Below are 16,677 nucleotides of genomic sequence, written 5' to 3' on the forward strand. Positions count from 1 at the left end.
TATGAAACTAGAAACCTTGCCCCCATACACCCAGCCCACCGTCCGCAAGCCTCGCTGGCGCGCGCCGGCAGCCATCCTGATTGTGATCGCCGTGGCCGGTGGCGGCTGGACCGTCCTGCGCGGCAAGCCGGAGGCTGCACCTGCGGCGCCCGCCAACGCGGCGGCGGCCAAAGAAAAGCAAGACGTCTTCGAATTATCGACCGGCGACATCGCCGCCGTCGACGCCCGTTCATTGGCGGTCAGCTTGCCCTTATCCGGCTCGCTGGCGCCCCTGAGTTCCGCCACCATCAAGTCCAAGGTCTCGGGCGTGGTGGAGGCGACCACGCTGCAGGAAGGCATGGCGGTCAGCGCCGGCCAGGTGCTGGCCCGCATCGACCAGGCCGACCTGCGCGCGCGCCTGCAACAGCAGCAGGCCATGCTCGACGAAGCCCAGGCCAAGTTCGCCATGGCCACCAAGAACGAAGGCAACAGCAAGGCCCTGCTGACGCAAAAATACATTTCCCAGAACGCCTACGACTCGACCCAGAACACGGTCGACCTGGCGCGCGCCAACGTCAAGTCGGCGGCCGCCATGGTCGAGATCGCCCGCATCGCGCTCAACGACGGCGTGATCAAGGCGCCGATCGCCGGCGTCATCAGCAAGCGCCACGTGCAGGCCGGCGAGAAGCTGGCGCCGGACATGCCGGTCTACAGCATCGTCAACCTGTCCGAGCTGACGCTGGAAGCGCAGGTACCGGCTTCCGAAATCCCGCGCGTGAAAGTCGGCCAGGACGTCAAGTTCCGCGTCGACGGCTATGCCCAGCGCGACTTCCACGGCCAGGTGGCGCGCATCAATCCGGCCACCGAGGCCGGCTCGCGCGCCATGCTGGTCTACATCGCCGTCAAGAACGACGACAGCGCGCTGCGCGCCGGCATGTTCGCCAAGGGCAGCATCGTCACCGACCGTTCGGCGGTATCGCCCATCGTGCCGCTGGCCGCGCTGCGCACCGACAAGGATGGCAAGTCCATCGTCTATAAGGTCGAGAAAGGCACGCTGGTGTCGCAGCCGGTCAAGCTGGGCCTGCGCAACGAGGACGAGGGCTACGCCGAAGTGGTGGAAGGCTTGCAGCAGGGTGCGCACGTGATCGTCTCGCGCCTGGACCGCCTGAAGCCCGGTGCGCTGGTCAAGCTGCCGGGCGCAGCCGCAGCGTCGACGCCGTCGGCGCTGGCTAAATCCGCCGACGCGGCGAAGGGCTGATCATGTGGATGACTAAAGTCAGTATCCAGAACCCGGTGTTCGCCACCATGGTGATGGTGGCGCTGATGGTGCTGGGCCTGTTCTCGTATCGCGGCCTGGGGCTGGAAGCCATGCCCAATGTCGAGATTCCCGGCGCCGCCATCGAGGTGCAGTATCCGGGCGCCTCGCCGGAAGCGGTGGAAAACGACATCACGCGCCCGATCGAAGAAGCGGTCAACACCGTCAGCGGCATCAAGACCTTGCGCTCCAATTCGTGGGAAGGCCGGGGCGGCGTCTACATCGACTTCGAACTGTCGGCCGATATGGACCGCGCCATGCAGGACTTGCGCGACAAGGTGGCGCAAGTGCGGCCACGCTTCCCGCGCGAAGCCAAGGACCCGTTCATCATCCGCTTCGAGGGCGAGAACGCCCGCCCGATCGCGCAAATCGGCCTGTCCGCCACCGAGCATTCGCTGCGCGACCTCTCGACCATGGCCGATCAGGTCATCGCCAAGCGTTTCCAGGGCGTGGCCGGCGTCGGCCAGGTGCGCATCAACGGCATGGCCGCGCGCCAGATCCTGATCCAGCTGCGCCCCAACGACCTGACCGCGCAAGCGGTCGGCGTGGACGAGGTGCTGAACGCGATCCAGAACACCAACACCAACCTGCCGGCCGGCTTCATCAGCTACGGCGCCAGCGAGCGACTGGTGCGCGTCGAAGGCAAGATGAAGGACCCGCGCGACTTCAACAAGATCATCGTCGCACGGCGCGCCAACGGCCCGGTCTACCTGGAACAGGTGGCCACGGTGGAGGACGGCGCGCAGGAAGAACTGTCGATCTCGCGCATCAACGGCGTGCGCTCGGTCACGTTGGACATCACCAAGGTGCAGGACGCCAATGTGGTCGAAGTGGGCCGCCGCATCCAGAAGGTTGCGGAAGACCTCAAGAAAACGCTGCCGGCCGACATCAAGGTCGAAGTGCTGAACGATGAATCGACCAAGGTGCAGGCGCAGCTCGACAACGTCAAGAAGACCATCTTCGAAGGCGCGGTGCTGACCATGGTGATCGTGTTCTTCTTCCTGCACTCGTGGCGCTCGACCATCATCACCGGCCTGACCTTGCCGATCTCGGTGCTGGCCAGCTTCATCGCCATGAAGGCCTTCGGCTTCACGCTCAACTTCCTGACGCTGATGGCGCTGTCGTTGTGCATCGGCCTGCTGATCGACGACGCCATCGTGGTGCGCGAAAACATCGTGCGCCACCTCGGCATGGGCAAGAACCACCGCAAGGCGGCCGAAGACGGCACCAACGAAATCGGCCTGGCCGTGATGGCCACCACCTTCGCCATCGTGGCGGTGTTCATTCCGGTGGCCTTCATGGACGGCATCATCGGCCGCTTCTTCCTGCAGTTCGGCATTACGGTGGCGGTGGCGGTGATGGTGTCGCTGTTCGTCTCCTTCACGCTGGACCCGATGCTGTCGTCGGTGTGGCCGGACCCGGTCAAGGACCGCTTCAAATACCTGCCATGGCTGGGCCGCTTCATGCACTGGCTCGAAGGCGGCATCGAATGGCTGCACGTGGTCTACGGCAAGGTGCTGGGACTGGCGCTGCGCTGGAAGAAAATGACGCTGCTGCTGGCCTTCAGCCTGTTCGCCGGCAGCATCCTGCTGGTGCCGAAAATCGGCGGCGAGATGATGCCGGAGCAGGACAACGGCTGGGTCAACTTCCTGATCAAGACCCCGGTCGGCTCCAGCCTCGACTACACCGACAACAAGATCCACCAGGTGGAAGCGGCGCTCAAGGAGTTCCCGGAAATCGACCGCGTGATCACCGTGGTCGGCACCTGGGACGGCCGCAACACGGCACAGCTCGACCTCAAGCTGACCGACCGCAAGCTGCACAAGCGCCGCACCCAGCAGCAGATGGAAGCGGCGATCCGCGCGCGCCTGAACAAGATCGCCGGCATCACGCTGACGGCCGGCATGAAGCCTATCTTCATCGCCATCCTCGGCACCGATGAAGGCAAGCTGGACGACGTGGCGCACCGCCTGATGGACAAGATGCGCAAGATCAAGGGCCTGGTCGACCTGGAATACAGCCAGGAAGGCGCCAACCCATCGACCAACATCAAGATCAACAACGAGCTGGCCAGCGACCTGGGCCTGACCACGCAGCAGATCGGCGCCGCCCTGCGGCCGTTCGTGGCGGGCGACACCACCTCGCACTTCCTGGCGGCGGACGGCCAGAACTACGAGGTCAACGTGCAACTGCCGAAATCGGGCCGGCAAAAGGTGACCGACCTGGCCGACCTGTCGCTGGCGTCGAGCAAGCTGGGGCCGGATGGCCGTCCGGTGATGGTGCCGCTGCGCCAAGTGGTGGATTTCGTGCCGGCCTTCAGCCCGCAGGTGCTCAAACGCCAGGCGCTGCAACGCCGGGTGGCGGTGTACGCCAGCACCGAAGGCCGTCCGGGCGGCGACGTCGATAGCGACGTCAAGAAAGCCATGAAGGAAATCGAACTGCCGGCAGGCGTGCGCTTCGACGTCGGCGGCAACGCGCAGGAGATGGAGACGTCGATGACCTCGGCCATGATCGCGCTGGGCATCGCGGTGATCTTCATTTACCTGGTGCTGGCTTCGCAGTTCGGCAGCTTCCTGCAGCCGATCGCGATCATGATGTCGCTGCCGCTGTCGCTGATCGGCGTGCTGGTGGCGCTGCTGGTGACCGGCAGCACGCTCAACATCTTCTCGGTGATCGGCTTCATCATGCTGATGGGACTGGTCACCAAGAACGCCATTCTACTGGTGGACTTCACCAACCACGCCCAGCGCGAAGGCCAGAGCCAGCACGAAGCCATCATGAGCGCGGGCCAGGTGCGGCTGCGCCCTATCCTGATGACGACGCTGGCGATGGTGTTCGGCATGTTGCCGATGGCGATCGGCATGGGGGATGGCGGCGAAACGCAGGCGCCGATGGGCCGCGCGGTGATCGGCGGCGTGCTGACCTCAACCCTGCTGACGCTGGTGGTGGTGCCGGTGGCCTACACCTACCTGGACCGCCTGGGCAAACGCTGCGCGCGCTACTTCAAGCGCAATCACGAAGAAGAGCCCGCGCTGCACGAAGTCAAAAAAGAACAGGCCGAAGTCGCCTGATATAAACCGGGGTCAGTTCTGCCAATCGGACACGAGCTCTACCGTAGCGATCGCTACGGTAGAGCTCGTGTCCGATTGGCAGAACTGACCCCGGTTTTATTCTTCGTCGGGGGTGAGGCCGGAGGTCTCGCCCTCGGCGAGATCTTCCTCACCATCCTGGGCCAGGCCCGGATTGTTCTTCAACTCGGCCTTGCGCCGGTTCTTCTCTTCCTGCTTTTTCTTCTTTTCCAACTCGCGCTGCCGCTTTTCGTATGCGAAGTTTGTCTTTGCCATTTGCTGCTCCTTCTAAAAGCGTTGCCTTGCGTAGCCCCCATTATGACCGAAGTTGCTCAACCACGAGGATGATGTTGCGCATGCAAGTGCTTCAAACGCTCGCGCGCGACGTGGGTATAGATCTGCGTGGTTGAAATATCGGAGTGCCCCAATAGCAATTGCACAACACGCAGGTCGGCGCCGTGGTTCAGCAAATGTGTGGCAAACGCGTGCCGCATGGTGTGCGGCGACAGCGGCGCCGTGATGCCGGCCTTCAGGGCATGCTTTTTAATCAAGACCCAGAACATCTGCCGCGTCATGGCCCCGCCCCGCCCGGTGACGAACAGCGCGTCGTCCTGCTGGCCGTTGAGGATGACGCCGCGCGCCTCCTTCATATAGCGCTCGATCCACACCCGCGCCTGCTGGCCGAAGGGCACCAGGCGCGTTTTCGCGCCCTTGCCGGTGATGCGCAGCACGCCATCGTTCAGGCTCAGCTCCAGCAGCTTGAGATCGACCAGCTCGGACACCCGCAGCCCGCTCGCATACATCAACTCCAGCATGGTCCGCTCGCGCAGGCCCAGCGGGGTGTTGATGTCGGGCGCGGCCAGCAGGGCTTCCACCTGGGCCTCGCTCAGCGTGTGCACGAAGCGCTGCGGCTGCTTGGCCGAGGCCATCTTCAGGCTGGGATCGGCCTCGATGCGGCGCTGCCGCAGCAGCATCTGGTAAAAGCGCTTGATCACCGACAGCCGCCGGTTGGACGAGGTGGCCTTGCCCTGCTCGTGGCGCGCGGCGATATAGCTTTCGATATCGTGCGCCTGCACCGCCAGCAGGCCGTCGACGCCGGTGCGCTTTTTCTCCAGCCAGGTGGCGAACAGGCGCATGTCGCGCCGGTAGGCCTCCAGCGTGTTCTTGGACAGCCCGTCCTCCAGCCACAGGCTGTCGCAGAACTCGTCGATCAGAGCAAGGTTGTTTGCTGCCATGCGTATTCGCTCGAACCTTCGTGGGCCAGCAGCCAGCGCTTCACGCCCAGCAGGTAGCCGTTGGGATCGTCACTGTTGGAGAAGCCGCCCAGGCCGCCTGCTGCCGTCACCCGGTGGCATGGCACGACGATGGGGAACCAGTTGGCGCCGCAGGCCTGACCCACCGCGCGCGGCGCCGAACCAAGGTACTTGGCCAGCTCGCCATAGGTGCGCATGCCGCCGCGCGGGATGGAGCTGATGGCGTCCCATACCTTGCGCTGGAATTCGGTGCCGACGTGCTTGAGCGGCAGCGTAAAGCGGTAATCGGCGTCGGCGCAATATTGCTCGACCTGGTAGGCGACCAGCTCGGCCGTCGCGTCCGTCGGCGTTTTTGCCTCAAAATGGGGCGGCAGGTAGCACAGCTCGTTCACCACCCCGACGCCGGTCCGGATACCCAGCTTTCCGAATGGTAGCGACACCACGCCGGAAAAATGCTCGCTGCCCTGTTGTATTTTCATCACAGTTGTATGCACCAAAAGAGTACTTCATTTGTAATTTAGTTGTCTTAACGCACCATTTTGTTGCGTTGCTACTACAACCAAAAACCACGTCGATTGCATTGTAAATGCCGCGGCCCAAAAAAAAACGCACCGTCTGGTGCGTTTTCAAATCCTGCTTCACGTTCCCGGTCGCTTGCCTGGTTCCGTAGCGCGCTTGTGGCGGCTTGCAGAGCCTATAACAGCAACATTCTGTAAAACGTGTGTCTCCTCGATCTAGTGCCGGTATTTAATTACCGTTTCTATACACACTCCCCACTTACAATTCTTTGCTACCGGGCTGCATATCCTTATGCACGTATCCCTGAGAGCGACGCCATCATAACGTATGTTTTTGGCTTTTTTCCACTTTTTTTACAACGCCATGACAGACTACTTTAAGAGTAAATTAAATTTGGGAGCCACAAGGAAATTTGTGGTATGTATGTGACCAATATCAAAAAGCCCAGCATGGTGAGCAGCCATGGCCACACGGCAACGGTCAGCTCGGTGATGCCCATCTTGGTGATGCCGGACGCCACGTAGAGGTTCAGCCCCACCGGCGGATGGCACATGCCGACTTCCATGTTCACCACGATCAGGATGCCGAAGTGGATCGGATCGATCCCCAGCTTCATCGCCACCGGGAACAGGATAGGCGCCATAATCAGCACGATGGACGACGGTTCCATGATGTTACCCGCCAAAAGCAGCAGGATATTGACAACCAACAAGAACGTGACAACGCCCAGCCCCTGGCCGGTGATCCATTCCGCCATCGCCTGCGGGATGTTCTCGCTGGTCATCAGGAACGAGAACAGCACGGCATTGGTGATGATGTAGAGCAGCATGGCCGACATCGCCGCCGAATCCAGCAGCACCTTGCCGACCTGACGCAGCTTCAAGTCCTTGTACACGAACACGGCGATGATGAAGGCGTACACGGCCGCCATGGCCGCCGCCTCGGTCGGGGTGAAGGTGCCGCTGTAGATGCCGCCCATCACCACCACGATCAGCGCCAGGCCCCAGGCGCTCTTGCGGAAGGTGGCCCAGCGCTCGCCCCAGCTGGCCTTGGCCATGCGCGGGTACTTGTGCTTGCGCGCCAGCCACCAGGTGGTCAGGCCCAGGAAGAAGGCCAGCATGATGCCCGGCACCACGCCGGCCATGAACAGCTTGCCGACCGAGGTGTTGGTGGTGACCGAGTACATCACCATCACGATCGACGGCGGGATCAGGATGCCCAGCGCGCCCGAGGTGGTGATGACGCCGGCGCCGAAGCTTTTCGGATAGCCCTGGCGCACCATTGCAGGCAGGATGATGGAACCGATCGCCACCACCGTGGCCGGCGACGAGCCGGACACCGCCGCGAACAGCGCGCAGGCCAGCACGCCGGCCAGCGCCAGGCCGCCGTGCCAATGGCCCACCATCGAACTGGCGAAGTTGATCATGCGCCGCGCCACGCCGCCGTGGGTGAGGAAATTGCCGGCCAGGATGAAGAACGGAATCGCCATGATCTCGAATTTCTCGATGCCGGTGAACAGCTTCAGCGCCACCGATTCGATCGGCACCGTGGTCATGGTGAACAGGAAAGTCAGCACCGTCAGGCCCAGCGAGATCGAGATCGGCATGCCGGTCAACATCAGCGCCAGCAGCAGGACGAAGATAATCAGGGAGTTCATGGTTGCGCTCCTTTCTGCTGGGCAGAGAGTTCATCTTCCAGCCCATCGACGTGCGAGTGGTCGTGCTTGGGCAGCGTGCCGGTGCGGATGAACGTCACCATCACCTGCAAAAAGCGGAAGCACATCAGGTAGGAGCCCACCGGCACCGCCAGGTAGACAATCCACATCGGCATTTCCATATCGGCCGAGGTCTGGTCGGTATGGCCGATTTCCCAGACGAAGCTGGCGCCCAGCGTGCCGACGATGCCGGTGAACACGGCGCCGGCCAGCAGGCCGAAGATGATGAACTTGTTGTGCCAGGGCTTGCTCATGCGGTTGATCAGCACGTCCACGCCGACGTGGATGCCGGTGCGTACGCCATAGGCCGCGCCAAACTTGGCCATCCACACGAACATGTAGATGCAAGCTTCCTGGGCCCAGCTGGTGTTGAGTTGTATCAGGTAGTCCTGTACGCCGGGGATCGGCAAGCCGGACAGGTATCGGTGCAGCACGGCGACGAAGATCAGCAGCGTGGCCGCACCCATCAGGGACGCGATCAGCCATTCTTCGAGTTTATCGAGGAATTTCATGGATGTCTCCAGGAGGAAGATGTAAGCGGGACCGGCCGGCATTGCACCGTCAGGCCGGCCCCGCAGGCTGCTTATTTTGCAGCTTCTTTATTGATGGCGGAGATCAGGCCCTTGCCGATCCGGCCTTCCATTTGCTCGTGCACCGGAAGGAGGGCCTTGCGCCACTCGGCCTGCTCTTTCACGCTGAGGGTGTAGATCTCGGTCTTGCCGGCCTTTTTGATGGCTTCCAGCGCCAGGTCGTTGTCACGCTGTGCGATGGCTTTCTCGAAGGTGGTGGCTTCCTTCATGGCCTTGTCCAGCGCGGCGCGGATGTCCGACGGCAGGCCGTCCCAGAACTTCTTGTTGACGATCACCGCGTAGCCCAGGTAGCCGTGGTTGGACACGGTCACGTACTTCTGCACTTCATGCATCTTCTGGGTGTACATATTCGATGGCGGATTCTCGGTGCCGTCCACCACGCCGGTCTGCAGCGCCTGGTACACCTCGGAGAAGGCCAACACCTGCGGGTTGGCGCCCAGCGCGCGCATCTGCGCGTCCAGCACCTTGGACGACTGGATGCGCATCTTCAGGCCCTTGAAATCGGCCGGCACGCGCAGCGGCTTGTTGGCCGACATGACCTTGAAGCCGTTGTCCCAGAACGCCAGGCCGGTGATGCCCTTCGGTTCCAGCTTCTTCAGCAGCGACTTGCCGATTTCGCCTTCGGTCACGTTGTACAGCGCCGTCTTGGACGGGAAGATGAACGGCAGGTCGAACGCTTCAAACTCCTTCACGCCCAGCGGGCCGAACTTGGCCAGCGACGGCGCCAGCATCTGCACCGCGCCCAATTGCAGCGCTTCCAGTTCTTCCTTGTCCTTGTACAGTTGGCTGTTTGGATAGACTTCGACCTTCACGCGGCCGTTGGTGGCCTTCTCCGCCAATTGCTTGAAGCGCTCCGCCGCCTGGCCTTTCGGCGTGTCGGTGGCAACCACATGGCTGAATTTGATGACGATCGGCGCCTGAGCATAGGCATTGAAGCTCAGGGCGGCGCTCAGGGCGAGCAGTACGTGTTTCAGTTTCATGGGGTCTCCAGTTGAGTTTAAAGTTACACTTGTTCTTATTTTGAATGATTGTTGCGCATAGCGGCAACACAAGCAAGCTCTCTCATAGAATGACCTCATCCCAATCCAGCGCGCCAGGCGCGCGCCGCCGCCTGAACATCAGCACCTCGCTGCGCTGGCTGCTGCCCATCATGCTGGTGTTGTTTTTCCTGGCGATCCTGATCTGGCTGCCGTGGCAGGCGCGCCAGATGGAAAGCAACGAACGCCAGGAACAACTGATCGCCGACACCTTGTGGGTCGAGCAGACCATCCGCTTCCAGCTTGGCCGCGACGAGGAAAGCCTGCGCACGCTGGGCGTGGAAATCGCCGCCGGCAGCCTGGCGCCGGCCGAACTGCACGAGCGCATGGCGCGCATGCTGAAAAACGGCCAGGAACTAGTGCGCGTGGTGTGGCTCAAGCCGGACGGGTCGCTGGCCGCCACCAGCGATCCGCTGGCCAATCCGGTGCAGCTGACGCCGGCCTCGACCAACACCGCCGACATCACGCGCAAGACTCGCCGGCCCATGTACAGCCAGCCGGAATCGCAAACCGCCACGCAGTCGGCCGCGCCTTCGGCGGTGCTGATGGACTATCACGTGCCGCTGTTCCGTGGCGACGACTACCTCGGCGGCCTGGTGGCCACCTTCAAGGCCAGCGCCCTGCTCGATGAAATGGTGCCGTGGTGGTTCGCCCAGGACAACCAGGTGACGCTGGTGGACCGCGACGACAACGTGCTGGCGCGGCGCGCGGCGGCCGGTCCGGGACACGGCGTCTACACCCACAAGCGCGCGCTCGATCTGCCGGGCGCCTCGGTCACACTGGTGACCGACAGCGTCAAGAGCGCACCGAAGCTGCTGCCCAACCTGCTGGTGGGCTCCGTGATCGTGCTGTCCTTGGGCCTGCTGTGGAGCCTAGTGGCGCTGTGGGGCCACATCTCCAGGCGACTGGCGGCCGAAGGCGCGCTGCGCCAGCAGATGTTGTTCCGCACGGCGATGGAGAACTCGCTGGTGACCGGCCTGCGCGCGCGCGACCTCGAAGGCCGCATCACCTACGTCAATCCGGCCTTTTGCCAGATCACCGGCTACCCGGAAGAAGAGATCGTCGGCAGGCTGCCACCCATGCCCTACTGGGCGCCGGAGGCGATGTCGGAATACCAGACCCGCCTCGCCTCGGTGTTGGCGGGCAAGGTCACGCCGCAGTTCGAAACCATCTTCCAGCGCCCCAACGGCGAGCAGGTGCCGGTGCTGGTGTTCGAAGCGCCGCTGGTCGACAACAACGGCAAGCAGACCGGCTGGATGGGGTCCATCCTCGATATCTCGGACCGCAAGCGGGTCGAGGAACTGAACCGCCAGCAGCAGGAAAAGCTGCAGGCCTCGGCGCGCCTGGCCACCATGGGCGAGCTGGCGTCGATGCTGGCGCACGAATTGAACCAGCCGCTGGCGGCGATCTCCAGCTACACCACCGGCGCCCTCAATCTGCTGGAGCGCGACGGCCCGGTCGATTGCGAGATCCTAAAGCCGGCGCTGGAACAGGCCGGCGCGCAGGCGCAACGGGCCGGTCAGATCATCCGCAGCGTGCATGAATTCGTCAAGCAGCGCGAACCGCTGCGCCAGCAGGTGGCCATCGCCTCGCTGCTTGACGGCATCCGCGCGCTGATCGAACTGCAGGCACGCCACAGCCACGTGGCCTTCCGCGCCGAGATCCCGACCGACCTGCCGCCGGTGCGCGCCGACCGCGTGATGATCGAGCAGGTGCTGCTGAACCTGACCCGCAACGCCATCGAAGCCATGCAGGAAGTGCCGTCGCCACGGCGCGTGCTGAAAGTGGTGGCCACGCACGACGTCGCCGCCGCGCAGGTCAGCGTCGCGGTGATCGACCAGGGCCACGGCATTCCGGACGAAGTCGCGCAGCGCCTGTTCTCGCCGTTCTTCTCGACCAAGGCCGAAGGCATGGGCATGGGCCTCAACATCTGCCGCACTGCGATAGAATTCCACGGTGGCGCGCTGACCTTCCGCGCCAATCCCGAAGGCGGGACCATATTTACCTTCGTGCTGCCGGCCGCAACGGCGGCAAACGAACAGGAGACATAGAACATGCTGCATATCGTCGACGATGAAGCCGTGGTGCGCGACTCGCTGAGCTGGCTGGCCACCTCGCGGTCCATTCCGGCGCGCGCCTACGAATCGGGCCTGCACTTCCTGGCACAGATCGGCAGCGGCACCTTCGACGCCAACGGCGACTGCGTGCTGCTCGACGTGCGCATGCCAGACATGAACGGCGTGGCCGTGTTCGACCAACTGCTGTCGCGCGGCCTGGCGCAGCGCATGCCCGTGATCTTCCTGACCGGCCACGGCGACGTGCCGATGGCGGTGGACACCCTGAAGCGCGGCGCCTTCGACTTCTTCGAAAAACCGTTCAACGACAACCAGCTGATGGACCGGGTGCAGGAAGCCTTGGTCGGCTCGCGCCGCGCCGGCGAAAACGCCGCCGTCCACGCCCGCCTGGCCACGCTCTCGGCGCGCGAGCGGGAAGTGCTGGACCTGATCCTGGCCGGCAAAATGAACAAGGTGGTGGCCGACCAGCTCGGCATCAGCATGCGCACGGTGGAAGTGCACCGCGCCCACATCTTCGACAAGATGCACGTCAAAACCGCCGTCGAACTGGCCGGCCTGCTGAAATAAAAATATTCCATAAGCGCTTATGCATTGTGTTACATTCAATGCATGAGACAAGGACTCGGCACCCAATTACGTCATTTGATCGACCTGCTGGACGGCGCGGTCGCTGTCGCCTATGAAGACGCGGGCATCGACTACCGGCCGCGCTACACGCCGGTGATGCGGGCGCTGGAGGGCGGCGAGCCGCGCACGGTGGGCCAGATCGCCGAAGCGGCAGGCATCACCCAGCCAGCCGCCACCCAGACCGTGGCGCTGATGATCCGCGAAGGCCTGCTGGAAGCCGCGCCCGGCGCCCACGATGCGCGCCAAAAAGTGATCCGCCTTAGCGCGCAGGGCCAGACCCTGCTGCCGCGACTGCGCCTGTGCTGGCAAGCCACGCGCGCCGCCGCCGACAGCCTGGACCGCGACCTGCCTTATCCCCTCTCCGACACCCTGGCTGCCGCCATCGCAGCCCTGGAAACCCAATCATTCGGCGCACGCATCCGCAGCGCGCGCGCCGCCCTCACCAACCCGGACCAGCAACAGGAGCAACCATGAGCACCGCCCAGTCACACATCACGTCGCCCGCCGCGGGCTGGCGCAGCCGTCTGTTCGCGCATCCCGTCACCCGCATGCTGATCGGCGTGATCGCGGTGCTGGCGCCGATCACCATCACCATGATCCTGGCCGACATCCTGGTGCCCAAGCCCTTGCGCGTGGGCGGCTGGACTTTCCTGCTGGCCGCCACCATGAGTGTGCTGAGCTACCGCTATTTCGTGCGCCGCACTGAACCACCGCGTGCGCTGACGGAACTGGCCGTGCCGGGCGCCGCGCGGGAAACCGGCGCCGGCGTGGCACTGGGCGTGATCCTCGGTCTGGCCGTCGCAGGCCTGCTGGCGCTGGCCGGCGCCTTCGTGGTCACCGGCAGCAACGGCTGGACCATCGCACTCAAAACCCTACCCGAGCAGGTAATGGTCGCCATCTTCGAAGAACTGATCTTCCGCGCCGCGCTGTTCCGCATCACCGAACAACGCTGGGGCACACGCATCGCGCTGGGGGCGTCCTTCCTGCTATTCGCGGTGGCGCACCTGCCGAACGAACATGTCAGCATTCTGGGCGTGGTGATCACCGGCGTGGCGGGTTTGACCTTAAGCGCCAGCTACCTGCTGACGCGCCGCCTGTGGCTGCCGATCGGCCTGCACTTCGGCTGGAACTACCTGTACGACGGCATCTTCGCCGTCCCGGTCTCGGGCCACGCGGCGCGCGGCTGGCTGCAAGTCAGCATGCCCGGTCCGGAATGGCTGAGCGGCGGCGCCTACGGCGTAGAAGCCTCGGCCGCTACGCTGCTGGTATGGGGCGCCACCGCCCTCCTCCTGCTGCGCAGTGCGCGCCGTACATCATGAAAAGCTAATTGCTCGCGCTGGCCTCGCAGTATTGAGGCTGCCCGAGCATGCTCGATACAGTGTGCGGCCCCATGCCGCCGCTATGCGGGCGCGCCACATCGCAGGCGAGGTGCAGCGATACTGGATTGTTCAGCTTCATCATCATAGACACTCCGATCAGCACGCCCTTCCTGGGGTGGCGAATACATAAAACGGTGAGCTGCCCGCGCACTGCGGCCGGATTGATCAATGAATCCGTGAGCTTGTCCTCTTGAACCGCTGCCAAGGAAAAATTACCCTCCGGCGAAACCGGCACGACTTCGCCGACGTCAGCGCAAGGTTGATTGTGCCCCGGGAATTTTGCCAAAAAGAGCACAGCGCCGGGAATTGGTTTTTCATCCTCGACAATGAGCCCGCTGACTGCCGGCCGCAGATGTTCTATATGCCGCATTGGCACGCACGATACCAAGATCCCAGTAAGAATAAGAGAGATAGATAGGCGCAAGATTACAGTAGTCATAGTAGCGAGCAACCGCCAAAGTTTTTGTAGATACCCAGATCGTTTCCTCTCCCATCGCCGGCGGCTTACTCCTGCGGACCCTCATCATTAAAAGGCTATTTTCCGCCGGTATTTATCCATTCCAAAAATGCTTGCACGGTTTCTTTGAACAAATCAGTGTGCACGCTCATGCAGCTTACCGTTGAATTACCTTGAACAAAAAGAATCCGGACCCGGCTACCTTCTCGGATAATGAAAGACTTCGAGTCGTCGAAGGACTCTCCGCCGTTGGTTAAAAAATCGAATTTGGAAAACTGCTCAGAGTCATTGGCAAGTTCCTCATTGGACCTTTCATCATCAAGATACAGATACTTATCAATTTTTCCCCATACCGCTAGGTCATCCTGCCCGACAAACATATCCGTATCGAGCTCTGGGAGACGACTTATGACCGCTTCAAGATGAGAGGCAGTTACATTTAGCATGCAAACAGGTTCATCAAAGTCCCCTAGCACTTTTTCATTCGACTTGATGCACATCCGCCCATATACATGCCCTCTTTCGTTTGGAATAGGTTCATGCTGACATACAAAGGCAAAGGCCGATGGGTTGCCAAATTCTTTAACAGCTACCAGTCCCGTCATATTCGCATATTCCATTTTTCAGTTTCGAGGCGGGTCTGCTACTGGCCGAATCCGGCCTCCATACTCAGCATAACATCTCACTCATTTGAAAAATTCACGGATTGTCACGCTAACCAACCTTGCTGCCACATAGGTCAATCTGACGGATTGATATTGAAAATGAAATACATCATCTATCCTAAACACGAGCAGTAGCGACGCAGCTGCGCTGGAAGCGATATGTCGAACATGTGCCCGCTTGATTCATCTCAATGGGCGGCTACGATGAATTGACCATGATTACATGGGACGAAAACAAGCGGCGTCTGAATCTGAAACATCACGGCATAGACTTCACGGAAGCCGAGTCTATTTTTGATCATGCCATGGATTCTGAAGAAGACAGGTCGGCTGACCACACTGAGTTGCGCATACGTAGTTTGGGACTGCTGCATGGACGTGTGATCTGAGTGATTTGGACACCCGTCGGTGATGATGCACGAATTATTTCTTGCAGATATGGAGATCGATATGACACCCAAAAATACTTCAACTCCAGTCTTTACTAAGGAACAGATTGAAGCCGCAATCGCTGCCGCTCCTGAATACATCTACGACCCGGACAACCCGTACGATCCCAACAACGAAACCGAATTGAAAGCTTACTGGTCAAGGGGTATCGTCACCTTCCCAGGAGGCCATCCACATCAAGATCCATTGTGGAAAATCCACGGCAAGCGGCACCCGGTAGAGCTTCCTGAGAAAACTGAAACTAAATAGCCAGGAAGTCAACAGCAGGAACTAGGGTCAGCTCTGTCATTCGGACACAAGAACAATTTGTTTGACTAATCTCAATACGCATATTCGAGCCTTTTCAAGTACTGATGAAGATCAACGATTCGTACTGGCTGTCCAAATGACAGAGCTGACCCCGTCAAGGGACCCCGAGCTGCCCCCGTCAAGGACCTGTATGGTTACAGTTGGCGTTTCGGATTTGGGAGGTCACGGTCGGACCAGAACCCGAGGGCCGCCCTCTCTACCATTGCATCAAAGGACTCCCATGCGAACCCGGCGTCCCGAATTAGGTTATTCAGCAATTCGACGATTACCTGCATTTCGGATATAACCGTCTTCAAGTTACCCCACTTGATGCCAAGTGTGCTGATGTCGATAGGTTTATAGTCATCCCCTTTAAGTTCCGTGTGTGCCGTCACCTTGTCGCGTACAACACGAAAAGAATTTGATAGGGGCGAATTTGAGAACGCTTCCCATGCTGCTAATAGCTGCACGTACTTTGAATCAAAATCTTTGCTACGCGCCTCTCGTTCCGATGCGTGAATCGACCTATAGACTTCTACCAAGTAGGGATCGGGTTTGTCGTCTCCATCGAAGATAGGACCGTCCTCAATGTACCGTGCCTTGCACTTCGCTAGCGTTCCAGAGTCCATAAGCTCTTCGACCGAACGCTTCAAGCTTGGAGCCTTGGTGGAACTATCGCTAGTAAGCTTGGCTATGTCCTGACAACACGAGAGGAACAGGGAAGATTTAAGGATGGTGAACCCGTGTGCCTGTTTGTAGCTTCCGTACTGCTACGGCACCCGCTCATCAAATAGCATCGGGTGCAGCATCGCATAACGCTCTCGAAGCTGAATAAACGACGTTAGCAGATGCGAAGTATGGGCTACCAATTTATCTAGTTTCTGCTTATTGGCCATGGCTAACCGAATTGGGTTTGGTATCCCAACAATTGTATCCGCCTGCACAGGCAACGCGCAGCCAAAAGCTGGTTGTTGTACCCACTACGGCGGTCGGCCGCATGCTTTTGATAGTACTGGACATCTAACCTCTGGATTTGGCGTAAAAGAGTTATACGACTGGCTGCTCCTGGCCGAACCCGGCCTCCGTACTCAGCATAACATCTTGCTCATTTGAAAAATTCACGGATTGTCACGCTAGACAGCCTTGCTGACAGGAAGGTCAGCCTGACGGATTAATCCTGAAAATGAGATGCGTCACCATCTTCAACGCCAGCAATAGCATCGCAGCTACTCGGGAGCCAACATCGAACCTGTACTCGCTT

Annotated in this window: 16 protein-coding genes and 1 pseudogene; 8 read left to right on the plus strand and 9 right to left on the minus strand. The window is 60.9% G+C overall.

The window, feature by feature from the left end:
• Position 1 precedes the first annotated feature (1 nt).
• Together ACXZ1M_RS08835 and ACXZ1M_RS08840 are read left to right on the plus strand one after the other, a co-directional pair.
• The gene (locus ACXZ1M_RS08835) at positions 2 to 1,237 is read left to right on the plus strand and encodes an efflux RND transporter periplasmic adaptor subunit (RefSeq protein ID WP_459052799.1); all 1,236 of its coding nucleotides are present in this window, start codon (positions 2 to 4) and stop codon (positions 1,235 to 1,237) included.
• A gap of 2 nt (positions 1,238 to 1,239) precedes the next feature.
• Positions 1,240 to 4,365 carry an efflux RND transporter permease subunit gene (locus ACXZ1M_RS08840; protein WP_459052800.1) on the plus strand — a complete coding sequence of 1,042 codons (3,126 nt, stop codon included), beginning with the start codon at positions 1,240 to 1,242 and terminating at the stop codon, positions 4,363 to 4,365.
• Between the two features lie 96 nt (positions 4,366 to 4,461).
• On the opposite strand, the gene ACXZ1M_RS08845 is transcribed toward ACXZ1M_RS08840, so the two are convergent.
• The 6 genes from ACXZ1M_RS08845 to ACXZ1M_RS08870 form a co-directional block, all read right to left on the minus strand.
• The gene (locus ACXZ1M_RS08845) at positions 4,462 to 4,638 is read right to left on the minus strand and encodes a hypothetical protein (protein WP_459052801.1); all 177 of its coding nucleotides are present in this window, start codon (positions 4,636 to 4,638) and stop codon (positions 4,462 to 4,464) included.
• A 56-nt stretch (positions 4,639 to 4,694) separates the two neighbouring features.
• Positions 4,695 to 5,597 (minus strand): site-specific tyrosine recombinase XerD, encoded by a 903-nt coding sequence (gene xerD / locus ACXZ1M_RS08850; protein ID WP_459052802.1) that lies wholly within the window; start codon positions 5,595 to 5,597, stop codon positions 4,695 to 4,697.
• The gene (locus ACXZ1M_RS08855) at positions 5,573 to 6,094 is read right to left on the minus strand and encodes a methylated-DNA--[protein]-cysteine S-methyltransferase (protein ID WP_459052803.1); all 522 of its coding nucleotides are present in this window, start codon (positions 6,092 to 6,094) and stop codon (positions 5,573 to 5,575) included. Before ACXZ1M_RS08855 ends, xerD begins: the two co-directional genes overlap by 25 nt.
• Positions 6,095 to 6,510: 416 nt before the next feature.
• A complete protein-coding gene (locus ACXZ1M_RS08860; protein WP_459052804.1) occupies positions 6,511 to 7,791 on the minus strand; it encodes a TRAP transporter large permease in 1,281 nt (426 codons plus the stop codon).
• Positions 7,788 to 8,360 (minus strand): TRAP transporter small permease, encoded by a 573-nt coding sequence (locus ACXZ1M_RS08865; protein WP_459052805.1) that lies wholly within the window; start codon positions 8,358 to 8,360, stop codon positions 7,788 to 7,790. The genes ACXZ1M_RS08860 and ACXZ1M_RS08865 overlap by 4 nt, the downstream gene beginning before the upstream one ends.
• Before the next feature lie 71 nt (positions 8,361 to 8,431).
• The gene (locus ACXZ1M_RS08870; protein WP_459052806.1) at positions 8,432 to 9,418 is read right to left on the minus strand and encodes a TRAP transporter substrate-binding protein; all 987 of its coding nucleotides are present in this window, start codon (positions 9,416 to 9,418) and stop codon (positions 8,432 to 8,434) included.
• Between the two features lie 89 nt (positions 9,419 to 9,507).
• Between ACXZ1M_RS08870 and ACXZ1M_RS08875 the strand changes: the two genes are divergently transcribed.
• From ACXZ1M_RS08875 to ACXZ1M_RS08890, 4 genes are read left to right on the plus strand one after another with little or no spacing between them, the layout of a single operon-like run.
• The gene (locus tag ACXZ1M_RS08875) at positions 9,508 to 11,526 is read left to right on the plus strand and encodes a two-component system sensor histidine kinase NtrB (protein ID WP_459052807.1); all 2,019 of its coding nucleotides are present in this window, start codon (positions 9,508 to 9,510) and stop codon (positions 11,524 to 11,526) included.
• Between the two features lie 3 nt (positions 11,527 to 11,529).
• Positions 11,530 to 12,117 (plus strand): response regulator transcription factor, encoded by a 588-nt coding sequence (locus tag ACXZ1M_RS08880; RefSeq protein ID WP_459052808.1) that lies wholly within the window; start codon positions 11,530 to 11,532, stop codon positions 12,115 to 12,117.
• A 42-nt stretch (positions 12,118 to 12,159) separates the two neighbouring features.
• A complete protein-coding gene (locus ACXZ1M_RS08885; RefSeq protein WP_459052809.1) occupies positions 12,160 to 12,651 on the plus strand; it encodes a MarR family winged helix-turn-helix transcriptional regulator in 492 nt (163 codons plus the stop codon).
• Positions 12,648 to 13,496: a CPBP family intramembrane glutamic endopeptidase gene (locus ACXZ1M_RS08890; RefSeq protein WP_459052810.1), complete on the plus strand. Its 849-nt coding sequence runs from the start codon at positions 12,648 to 12,650 to the stop codon at positions 13,494 to 13,496. Before ACXZ1M_RS08885 ends, ACXZ1M_RS08890 begins: the two co-directional genes overlap by 4 nt.
• 4 nt (positions 13,497 to 13,500) lie before the next feature.
• Here ACXZ1M_RS08890 and ACXZ1M_RS08895 read toward each other — a convergent pair whose 3' ends face one another.
• Positions 13,501 to 13,926 carry a hypothetical protein gene (locus ACXZ1M_RS08895; RefSeq protein WP_459052811.1) on the minus strand — a complete coding sequence of 142 codons (426 nt, stop codon included), beginning with the start codon at positions 13,924 to 13,926 and terminating at the stop codon, positions 13,501 to 13,503.
• Positions 13,927 to 14,090: 164 nt separating this feature from the next.
• Entirely contained in the window at positions 14,091 to 14,618 is a 528-nt protein-coding gene (locus ACXZ1M_RS08900) for a hypothetical protein (RefSeq protein ID WP_459052812.1), read from the minus strand.
• A 251-nt stretch (positions 14,619 to 14,869) separates the two neighbouring features.
• On the opposite strand from ACXZ1M_RS08900, the gene ACXZ1M_RS08905 reads away from it, so the two are divergent.
• The gene (locus ACXZ1M_RS08905; protein WP_459052813.1) at positions 14,870 to 15,067 is read left to right on the plus strand and encodes a BrnT family toxin; all 198 of its coding nucleotides are present in this window, start codon (positions 14,870 to 14,872) and stop codon (positions 15,065 to 15,067) included.
• A 22-nt stretch (positions 15,068 to 15,089) separates the two neighbouring features.
• Positions 15,090 to 15,377: a hypothetical protein gene (locus tag ACXZ1M_RS08910; RefSeq protein ID WP_459052814.1), complete on the plus strand. Its 288-nt coding sequence runs from the start codon at positions 15,090 to 15,092 to the stop codon at positions 15,375 to 15,377.
• A gap of 194 nt (positions 15,378 to 15,571) precedes the next feature.
• Here the strand turns inward: ACXZ1M_RS08910 and ACXZ1M_RS08915 are convergent.
• Positions 15,572 to 16,156: pseudogene (locus ACXZ1M_RS08915) on the minus strand (AbiU2 domain-containing protein); the annotation flags it as partial.
• Positions 16,157 to 16,677 lie beyond the last annotated feature (521 nt).

This window comes from Duganella paludis, assembly GCF_054461335.1.

Bases quoted from the DNA above. Each gene is read 5' to 3' on its own strand.
- ACXZ1M_RS08835 (WP_459052799.1), top strand. From the start codon at position 2: ATGAAACTAGAAACCTTGCCCCCATACACCCAGCCCACCGTCCGCAAG.
- ACXZ1M_RS08840 (WP_459052800.1), top strand. From the start codon at position 1,240: ATGTGGATGACTAAAGTCAGTATCCAGAACCCGGTGTTCGCCACCATG.
- ACXZ1M_RS08845 (WP_459052801.1), bottom strand. From the start codon at position 4,638: ATGGCAAAGACAAACTTCGCATACGAAAAGCGGCAGCGCGAGTTGGAA.
- xerD (WP_459052802.1), bottom strand. From the start codon at position 5,597: ATGGCAGCAAACAACCTTGCTCTGATCGACGAGTTCTGCGACAGCCTG.
- ACXZ1M_RS08855 (WP_459052803.1), bottom strand. From the start codon at position 6,094: ATGAAAATACAACAGGGCAGCGAGCATTTTTCCGGCGTGGTGTCGCTA.
- ACXZ1M_RS08860 (WP_459052804.1), bottom strand. From the start codon at position 7,791: ATGAACTCCCTGATTATCTTCGTCCTGCTGCTGGCGCTGATGTTGACC.
- ACXZ1M_RS08865 (WP_459052805.1), bottom strand. From the start codon at position 8,360: ATGAAATTCCTCGATAAACTCGAAGAATGGCTGATCGCGTCCCTGATG.
- ACXZ1M_RS08870 (WP_459052806.1), bottom strand. From the start codon at position 9,418: ATGAAACTGAAACACGTACTGCTCGCCCTGAGCGCCGCCCTGAGCTTC.
- ACXZ1M_RS08875 (WP_459052807.1), top strand. From the start codon at position 9,508: ATGACCTCATCCCAATCCAGCGCGCCAGGCGCGCGCCGCCGCCTGAAC.
- ACXZ1M_RS08880 (WP_459052808.1), top strand. From the start codon at position 11,530: ATGCTGCATATCGTCGACGATGAAGCCGTGGTGCGCGACTCGCTGAGC.
- ACXZ1M_RS08885 (WP_459052809.1), top strand. From the start codon at position 12,160: ATGAGACAAGGACTCGGCACCCAATTACGTCATTTGATCGACCTGCTG.
- ACXZ1M_RS08890 (WP_459052810.1), top strand. From the start codon at position 12,648: ATGAGCACCGCCCAGTCACACATCACGTCGCCCGCCGCGGGCTGGCGC.
- ACXZ1M_RS08895 (WP_459052811.1), bottom strand. From the start codon at position 13,926: ATGCGGCATATAGAACATCTGCGGCCGGCAGTCAGCGGGCTCATTGTC.
- ACXZ1M_RS08900 (WP_459052812.1), bottom strand. From the start codon at position 14,618: ATGACGGGACTGGTAGCTGTTAAAGAATTTGGCAACCCATCGGCCTTT.
- ACXZ1M_RS08905 (WP_459052813.1), top strand. From the start codon at position 14,870: ATGGGCGGCTACGATGAATTGACCATGATTACATGGGACGAAAACAAG.
- ACXZ1M_RS08910 (WP_459052814.1), top strand. From the start codon at position 15,090: ATGATGCACGAATTATTTCTTGCAGATATGGAGATCGATATGACACCC.